Origin of the sequence: Roseicyclus sp. (assembly GCF_965662675.1) — a bacterium.
Lineage (GTDB): Bacteria > Pseudomonadota > Alphaproteobacteria > Rhodobacterales > Rhodobacteraceae > Roseicyclus.
The window spans coordinates 1-6814 of record NZ_CBFIIK010000131.1 but is presented as its reverse complement, the minus strand read 5'-3'; the positions used below and the strand labels follow the sequence as shown (position 1 = coordinate 6814).

The following is a 6814-nucleotide window of genomic DNA, read 5'->3' as shown; positions in this document are numbered from 1 at the left end:
AATCGACCTGTCTTCGATCGAGACCGGTGAGCACCATGTTGATTGTGGCGGGCTTGGCAAGGGTGTGCGCCTGCAGCGCCTGCCGGATCACCAGCTTCCGCATCGCATGACGCTCGACCAGGCCATCGTCTTGCCGGCGACAGGTGAGGCGCGGATTTACGCCCGCATCGTCTTCGAGGATGGCCATATGGCCTGGACAAGTCCTATCTATATCAGCCGCATGTGACGATGTGCGATGGGGCGTGCGTGGGCGGCGGTCAAGCCGGGATGCTGCCGGTTTTCTGGAACGCGGGCCTTTGACCACTCAAGCAACGAGCGCAGTCTCTCCAGCCGACCCCTCTTCAAGGCCAACTGCGCCGCTGCTCTCGCTAAGCGGCGTCAGTTCCTTGCCTGGTCGTCCGGTACTTTAAGCCAACCCTGAGAATTGTTCGCATTGTTCTGACCGCACCTTAATCGCCAAAGCTGGCCTATGCGTCTTTCTTGATCGTCTTGTCGAAATAGGGAACCGGCGCGATCGTCGCGCGGATTTCGCATAGCTCATGGGCCTCGACAGTATGGCGCAGGGTATCGGGTTCACCCCAAAGCACCTTTACCTCTTTGCCCAGTTCACAATGCTCAAGATCCATCAGGGCGGTCGACAAGATCGCACCGGCGTTGGACGAGTAGGACATCCAGTTCGATACCCCGGCAGGCTTGCCGCCGACCAAGACCTGATCCGCTTGGAACGAAGAATACATCGGTACCGGCAGCGAAATGAACTTGCTGCGCGGCCCATCCGTGCGCAGTGCGTTTTGCATGACACGGAACACATCGTCATTGTTCCAGATCAGCGTCATCTTGCGCCGCTTTTGGGTCTTTTTGCGTTCGACCAACGCATCGCGTCCGATGAAGTCATGCTCGAAACTGACCAAAGCGCCATAGCCGACCTCGTAGGGCTCGACATAGTAGTCTTCTATATTGCTTGAGACGAAGCTGCCACCTAATGAGCCGGCTGCCTCGAAGCTTTGGGCGGGGATCCAGCTGCGGTACCCGGCCATGTCGGCACCTTCGTAGATCGCGGGCAGGGGGCGGGGCATCCAGCCCGACTCCTGCGCTGCGGTGCCATATGTCACCGAGCCTGCTTTGCGCAGATCGTATTTTTCGCCGATCCGCTCCACGGCCGCGCGCACGGCTTGTTTGTCTTGCCACGGGCCGTAAAGCTCAAAGCCGGGCGTACCTGCCATACCGTGACGCACGGCGCGCACGGTGCATCCGGCGATGATGAAGCTGCCCATATGGAAGAACTTAATATCGGGAAGCGTGCCTTCGGTTACTTCTTGCATCAAGGCCAGCGCATTGGGGCCTTGCAATTGAAAGCGATAGACGTCGCGACTGTCCCGCGGGCGGATGAAATTCTCGTCGCGGGTGACGGTAATGTCCATCTTGCTGTGCAAGGCGTTATATTGCACCCAGTTGGCCGCCGTGGGCGGGCCAACGACACGCATGAAATTTTCTTCCTCGCGAAACAGCACGGCGTCCGAGATCATCTGCCCATCCGGGCCGCACATCACGATTTGCTTCGCGCGCATTACCGAGAAATTGTCGGCGCGGTTGGTCATCAGGCTTGCCATGAAGGCCAAGGCATCGCGGCCACGCACATGCAATTCGGTCATGTGGTAGCTTTGTTCCAGAAGCGCGACACTGTCTTTCCACGCGCGCTGTTCGTCGCGCCAATTTGTGAACTCCGCCGGAATGCCGGGAAAAATTGTCGTGCCTAGCTGCGATGCGCGCAAAAGCGCGATCGGTCCCCCCGCTGCATCCAGCGCATCTTGCAAACTTGTGGCGGCAATTGCCTGCGATGTACTCATCGTCCCCTCCCGGTATTTTGCCGATCGGTGTGATCGGACAATATTTTCGCATTGCGAAAATATTTGCTCATGACGAAAATAGCGCGCAGCTTTGCCCTGCGTCAAGCCTGATTACGCTGCATGAAGATGAATGGGGGGCGTCGCGGCCTTTGCGGCGTTGGTCAGTCGCCCAGAACCGCGCGCAATGTCGGGAAGCGGTTGATCTGTTGCGCGATGGACTTCGCGACCACGCGCAATTCCGACAGTCGTCCGGCGACAAGCTCTTGGGGTGACAGCATGCCCGAATAGCCCGAACTATTGAGCGCTGCGACGGTTTTGCCCGCTTCGTTAAGGATCGGCACGGCAATGGCGGTGATCCCGTAGTCCAGCTGATCCACGGTGGTTGCAAAACCTTGCTCACGCACACGCATGATCTCTGCGTGCAATTCCGTTTTGTCGGTGATGGTACGCGCTGTCAGGGGCATCGGGTCGAGTGCAGCAAGCCATGATGCAAGCTCGGCATCGGACATGCCCGCCAATAGCACGCGTCCGATTGATGTTGCAAAAGCCGGATAGCTTGCACCGACGACAGCCGATGCCCGGCGCGCGCGCTGTTGGGAGTAATGGGCGACATAGATGACATTTTGGTCATTGAGCGTGCCGACAGATGAAGCATCGCCGAATTTTTCGACCAACGCGCGCAGATCGGGCAAAATGATCTCGTCAATGCGTGCGGCGAAGTAAAAGCAAGATCCAAGCGCCATGACCTTGGGCTTGAGGTAAAAGCGCGTACCACGTTGCCCGACATAGCCCAGTTCGATCAAGGTGATCAGGCCCCGGCGCGCAGCCGCCGGTGAGATCGCCACGCGACGGGCCACCTCGGACAGGGTCATTTCGCTATGCATGGCGTCAAATGCCTCGAGGATCGCGATCCCCTTGGCGAGTGCCTCGACAAAGCCTGTTGGCCGTTGCGTTTGGTCGTCCAACTCTGATCAGTCCCCCGGTGCCAAAACGAAATCGAATTCGATCACGGCGTCGGGCGTCTTGTCCAGCGTATAGCCAAGTTTGTCGAGGTCTTTGGCGGGTTTGATCTCGGCGATCAGGCTCCCACGCACGCCGAAAACGGCGTCATTGTCGATATAGTCGGTGTTTTTGAAAAATACCTCGGTCGTGATACCCGACATGCCCGGTGCGGTAACGATGAAATGCATATGCGGCGCACGCCATGCATGGCGGTTGCCCGCGCGCAAAAGCTGGCCCACAGGTCCGTCATAGGGAACGGTATAGGGCTTGGGCAGAACGGTGGTATAATAGTAGCGCGCACCTGCATCGCAGGTGAACTTGCCGCGCAGGTCGTATTTGTCTTGGCCTTGCTCTTGGATCGGATAGGTGCCTGCGCCATCGGCCTGCCATGTATCGACTTGTGCGCCGGGCAGGGGGTTTTTCAACGTGTCCATCACCCGGCCATGCATCAATACCGTCACACCGCTGCGATCATCGGACAGGTCGGCTCCCAGTGCTTTGGTTGGTGCATCATCAAGGTAGAATGGCCCCAGATTGGACCCTTCCGTCGCGCCTCCCTTGGTGTTGATCATATCCACCAGCGCCGACCATCCCAGCACATCTGAGAGCAAGATGAATTCGTGGCGCTCCGGCGTCGAGATCTGCCCGCAATCATAAAGAAAATTCAGCGTCGCCATCCACTCTTCATGGGTCACGTTCTGTTCGCGGGTGAAGTCATGCAAATGCGTTATCAATCCTTGCAACAGCTGCTCCAGCCGGCTTCCGGGCACGGTTTTGAAACTGTCCTTCACGGCAGGCGTGATCGTGTATTGGTTGAGGTCTTTCATGGGCGCGTCCCTCGCATGTGTTCTGGTCGGGCCGATCAAATTGGCTTGACGAAACCTAATCCGGCTGATTACCCTTCGACAAGAGAAAATATTTTCGGTATGCGAAAAAATCATGCGGATCGGCAAGCAATCCAACCCCTATACAGCCATCGCAACCTCGGATGCGCATTCCATCACGGTGCGCGGGCGCGATCTGTGCCATGATTTGATCGGAAAAATCGGGTTCAGCGATTATTTCTGGCTCTTGGTGATCGGCCAGCCCCCGTCGGACGCGCAGCGCCAGATGCTGGACGCATGCCTTGTCTCGATCGCCGAGCATGGGCTTGTACCCAGCGTTCAGGCCGCACGCATGACATTGGCTGCGGGTCCCGATGCGTGGCAAGGCGCAATGGCGGCTGGGCTTTTGGGCATGGGCACCGTGGTTGCAGGCTCGACCGAGACGGCTGGTCGGTTCTTGCATCAAGTCTTGCAAGACGCCACCGACGGCGATCTGGAAGCCGCCGCGCAAGATCACCTGACACAGTTGAAGATCGACAATCTAAAGGTGCCGGGTCTGGGCCATCCGCAACATGCAGGCGGCGATCCGCGCGCTGATCGCCTGCTGGCGATTTGCGATGAGCTTGGGTTGTCGGGCCGCTATGTCGGTGTCTTGCGCGCCATCGCCTCACAAGCGCCGGGCATCATGGCCCGCCCTTTGCCGATCAATGTCTCGGGGGCCATTCCAGCCGTGATCTTGGACGCGGGCTGGCCGCTTGAGGCGCTGAAGGCTGTGCCGCTTTTGGCGCGTGCCGCTGGTCTTTCGGCCCATCTTTACGAAGAGTCATTGCGCTCGATCGGCTTTATCATGTCGCATCAGGCCGATCAGGCCATCGATTATGACGGCGCATTGTCCGGGCGTGAAACCCGTGGCGCGGAGGATCAATGAAGATTCTCAACCACATTCGCGTCATAGAGCTGGGCACTTATATCACCGGACCCGCCGCAGCGATGCATCTTGCCGATCTGGGTGCGGATGTGATCAAGGTCGAATTGCCGGGCACGGGCGACCCGTTCCGTGCATTTAAGGGCGGGCTTTATTCACCCCATTACCAGACTTACAATCGCAACAAGCGCTCTATCGCTTTGGACACCAAAAGCGAGTCAGATCATGCGACACTGCTTGAGTTGATCGCAACGGCGGATGTTTTCATCCAGAATTTCCGCCCCGGTGTAGCTGAAAAGTTGGGTGTCGGCGAGGCAGCGCTGCGTGCGATCAATCCGGGTCTGATCTATTGCGCGATTTCGGGGTTCGGCACCTCTGGACCCGCGATGCATCGACCGACCTTTGATACTGTCGCACAGGCGGCATCGGGATACCTACGGCTCTTGACCCCGCCTGACAGCCCTCGCGTGATCGGACCCGCTATCGCAGATGCTGTGACCGGCCAATATGCGGCCATGGCCGTTTTGGCCGCGCTGACGGAACGTGCTAGTTCCGGTCTGGGTCATCGCGTCGATATTTCGATGCTCGAGGCGATGTGTCATTTCAACCTCGATAGCTTCACGCATTACTACAGCGCCGATCAGGTCATGGGGCCGCTCTCGCGGCCTTCGGTATCACAAAGCTATGTCTTTGCCTGCGCCGACAAGACTTGGATCGCGATCCATTTGTCGTCGCCCGTCAAGTTCTGGGATGGTTTGGTGGATGCCACGGGCCTGACGTATCTGCGCGATGATCCCCGCTTTGCCGAGCGCGCGGCGCGCATAGAACATCAAGACGATTTGATCGCGATCCTGACGCCGGTTTTCGCCACGCGCAGCCGCACGGATTGGTGCGCCGCCTTCGAGGCAGCGGGACTGCCGTATTCACCGGCCTATGACAGCAACGAGGCGCTGGAAGATCCTCAAGCTCGCCATCTTGGGATCAAGGTCGAGGTGCCCGGCGTGATGGGCGAAACCTTTACCACCGTGCGCGCCCCCTACAGTTTCGACGGCGAGCCGGAAACAGGTGTCACCGCCCCCCCCATTCTCAACGCACATGCCGACGAGATCCGGCGCGAATTGGCCGCGCGAAAGCATCGCCTTGCGGCCGTGCCAAGGAGTGACGCGCATGACTGACGACATCTTAAAGGTAACATTGCTGGGCACCGGTATTCCAAACCCCAGCATCCATGCCTTTGGCACGGCAACGCTGATCGAGGCGGGCGATGAAAAGGTGATGATCGATTGCGGTCGCGGAACGGTCATCCGCATGGCGCAGCTTGGGTTGCCCGTGGGATATGTCGATACCGTAATCTTGTCGCACTACCACTCGGATCATTATTCGGGGATTTTCGACCTGTTGATGTCGGGGACCATCCCGCAGGGCTGGGCCGGGCGCGGCGGGCCTTTGACGGTTTATGGCCCCGAAGGGCTGATGGACCTGGCCGAGGGTGCATGGCTTGCAACGCGCCCCGACCGCAACATCCGCGTCAATGACAATGAGATCGATCCCGAGCATATGCGCCTTATCCCGCATATCTACACCGAGGGTGTGGTCTATGAGCGTGGCGGGCTGACGATCCGCGCGATCTTGGTGGATCATGGCGACAACATCCCGTCGGCCTATGGCTTTCGGGTGGAATATGGTGGGCATGTTTTCGTGCATTCCCATGATACCCGCTACAATGAGAACCTGATCGCGCAGGCGCAGGGGGCGGATGTCTTCATCCATGAGATCGCCGCCGCGCGCCCCGCGACCTTGGCCAATTATCCCAAGGTGAAGGTCGCGATTGATCATCATGCCTCGCCCACCGATGTGGGCCGAGTCTTTGCCAAGACCCGGCCACGGCTGGCAATGCTCACGCATCTGGCACTTTTGCCGCCCGATCCGCTGCCGATGGATGATCTTTTGGCGGAACTGGCTGCGGAATACGACGGCATCGTTTTGATCGCCGAGGATCTGATGACCATTCGGATCGGCGCCAATATCTCGATCGAGCCATATCGCCATCCGGCACGATGATACGACCATCCCGCCTGCGGGAGGATGCGCGCGGGGTGCTGCTACTTTCACCGGGCCAATAAACGGGCCTCAATGATGACCATGGGAGGAAATCATGAAGAAACTGGGACTAGCGACCACAATGGGCCTCGCGCTTGCGGCCAATACAGCCGGCG

At 58.8% G+C, this 6814-nt stretch carries 7 protein-coding genes; 4 read left to right on the top strand and 3 right to left on the bottom strand.

Annotated features, from left to right (window positions below):
- Nucleotides 1–226, top strand: a 226-nt coding sequence (locus tag ACTG4J_RS14090; protein WP_439140374.1) for a hypothetical protein, incomplete at its 5' end; no start/stop codon positions are given.
- Between the two features lie 241 nt (nucleotides 227–467).
- On the opposite strand, the gene ACTG4J_RS14085 is transcribed toward ACTG4J_RS14090, so the two are convergent.
- From ACTG4J_RS14085 to ACTG4J_RS14075, 3 genes are all read right to left on the bottom strand, one after another.
- Complete coding sequence (locus tag ACTG4J_RS14085) at nucleotides 468–1847, bottom strand: aminomethyl transferase family protein (protein WP_439140373.1); 1380 nt, start codon at nucleotides 1845–1847, stop codon at nucleotides 468–470.
- Between the two features lie 161 nt (nucleotides 1848–2008).
- On the bottom strand, nucleotides 2009–2812 hold the full coding sequence (locus ACTG4J_RS14080; protein ID WP_439140372.1) for an IclR family transcriptional regulator domain-containing protein: 804 nt from the start codon (nucleotides 2810–2812) through the stop codon (nucleotides 2009–2011).
- 6 nt (nucleotides 2813–2818) lie between these two features.
- Entirely contained in the window at nucleotides 2819–3676 is an 858-nt protein-coding gene (locus ACTG4J_RS14075; RefSeq protein WP_439140371.1) for a dioxygenase, read from the bottom strand.
- 112 nt (nucleotides 3677–3788) lie between these two features.
- Here ACTG4J_RS14075 and ACTG4J_RS14070 point away from each other — a divergent pair, with 112 nt between their 5' ends.
- The 3 genes from ACTG4J_RS14070 to ACTG4J_RS14060 are packed head-to-tail and all read left to right on the top strand — an operon-like array spanning nucleotide 3789 to nucleotide 6659.
- On the top strand, nucleotides 3789–4601 hold the full coding sequence (locus ACTG4J_RS14070; RefSeq protein ID WP_439140370.1) for a citryl-CoA lyase: 813 nt from the start codon (nucleotides 3789–3791) through the stop codon (nucleotides 4599–4601).
- On the top strand, nucleotides 4598–5773 hold the full coding sequence (locus tag ACTG4J_RS14065; RefSeq protein WP_439140369.1) for a CaiB/BaiF CoA transferase family protein: 1176 nt from the start codon (nucleotides 4598–4600) through the stop codon (nucleotides 5771–5773). The genes ACTG4J_RS14070 and ACTG4J_RS14065 overlap by 4 nt, the downstream gene beginning before the upstream one ends.
- Nucleotides 5766–6659 carry an MBL fold metallo-hydrolase gene (locus tag ACTG4J_RS14060; RefSeq protein WP_439140368.1) on the top strand — a complete coding sequence of 298 codons (894 nt, stop codon included), beginning with the start codon at nucleotides 5766–5768 and terminating at the stop codon, nucleotides 6657–6659. The genes ACTG4J_RS14065 and ACTG4J_RS14060 overlap by 8 nt, the downstream gene beginning before the upstream one ends.
- Nucleotides 6660–6814: the final 155 nt, after the last annotated feature.

What these genes read in the sequence shown, in the direction of transcription:
- ACTG4J_RS14075 (WP_439140371.1), bottom strand. Translation starts at nt 3,676, where the DNA reads ATGAAAGACCTCAACCAATACACGATCACGCCTGCCGTGAAGGACAGT.
- ACTG4J_RS14065 (WP_439140369.1), top strand. Translation starts at nt 4,598, where the DNA reads ATGAAGATTCTCAACCACATTCGCGTCATAGAGCTGGGCACTTATATC.
- ACTG4J_RS14060 (WP_439140368.1), top strand. Translation starts at nt 5,766, where the DNA reads ATGACTGACGACATCTTAAAGGTAACATTGCTGGGCACCGGTATTCCA.
- ACTG4J_RS14070 (WP_439140370.1), top strand. Translation starts at nt 3,789, where the DNA reads ATGCGGATCGGCAAGCAATCCAACCCCTATACAGCCATCGCAACCTCG.
- ACTG4J_RS14085 (WP_439140373.1), bottom strand. Translation starts at nt 1,847, where the DNA reads ATGAGTACATCGCAGGCAATTGCCGCCACAAGTTTGCAAGATGCGCTG.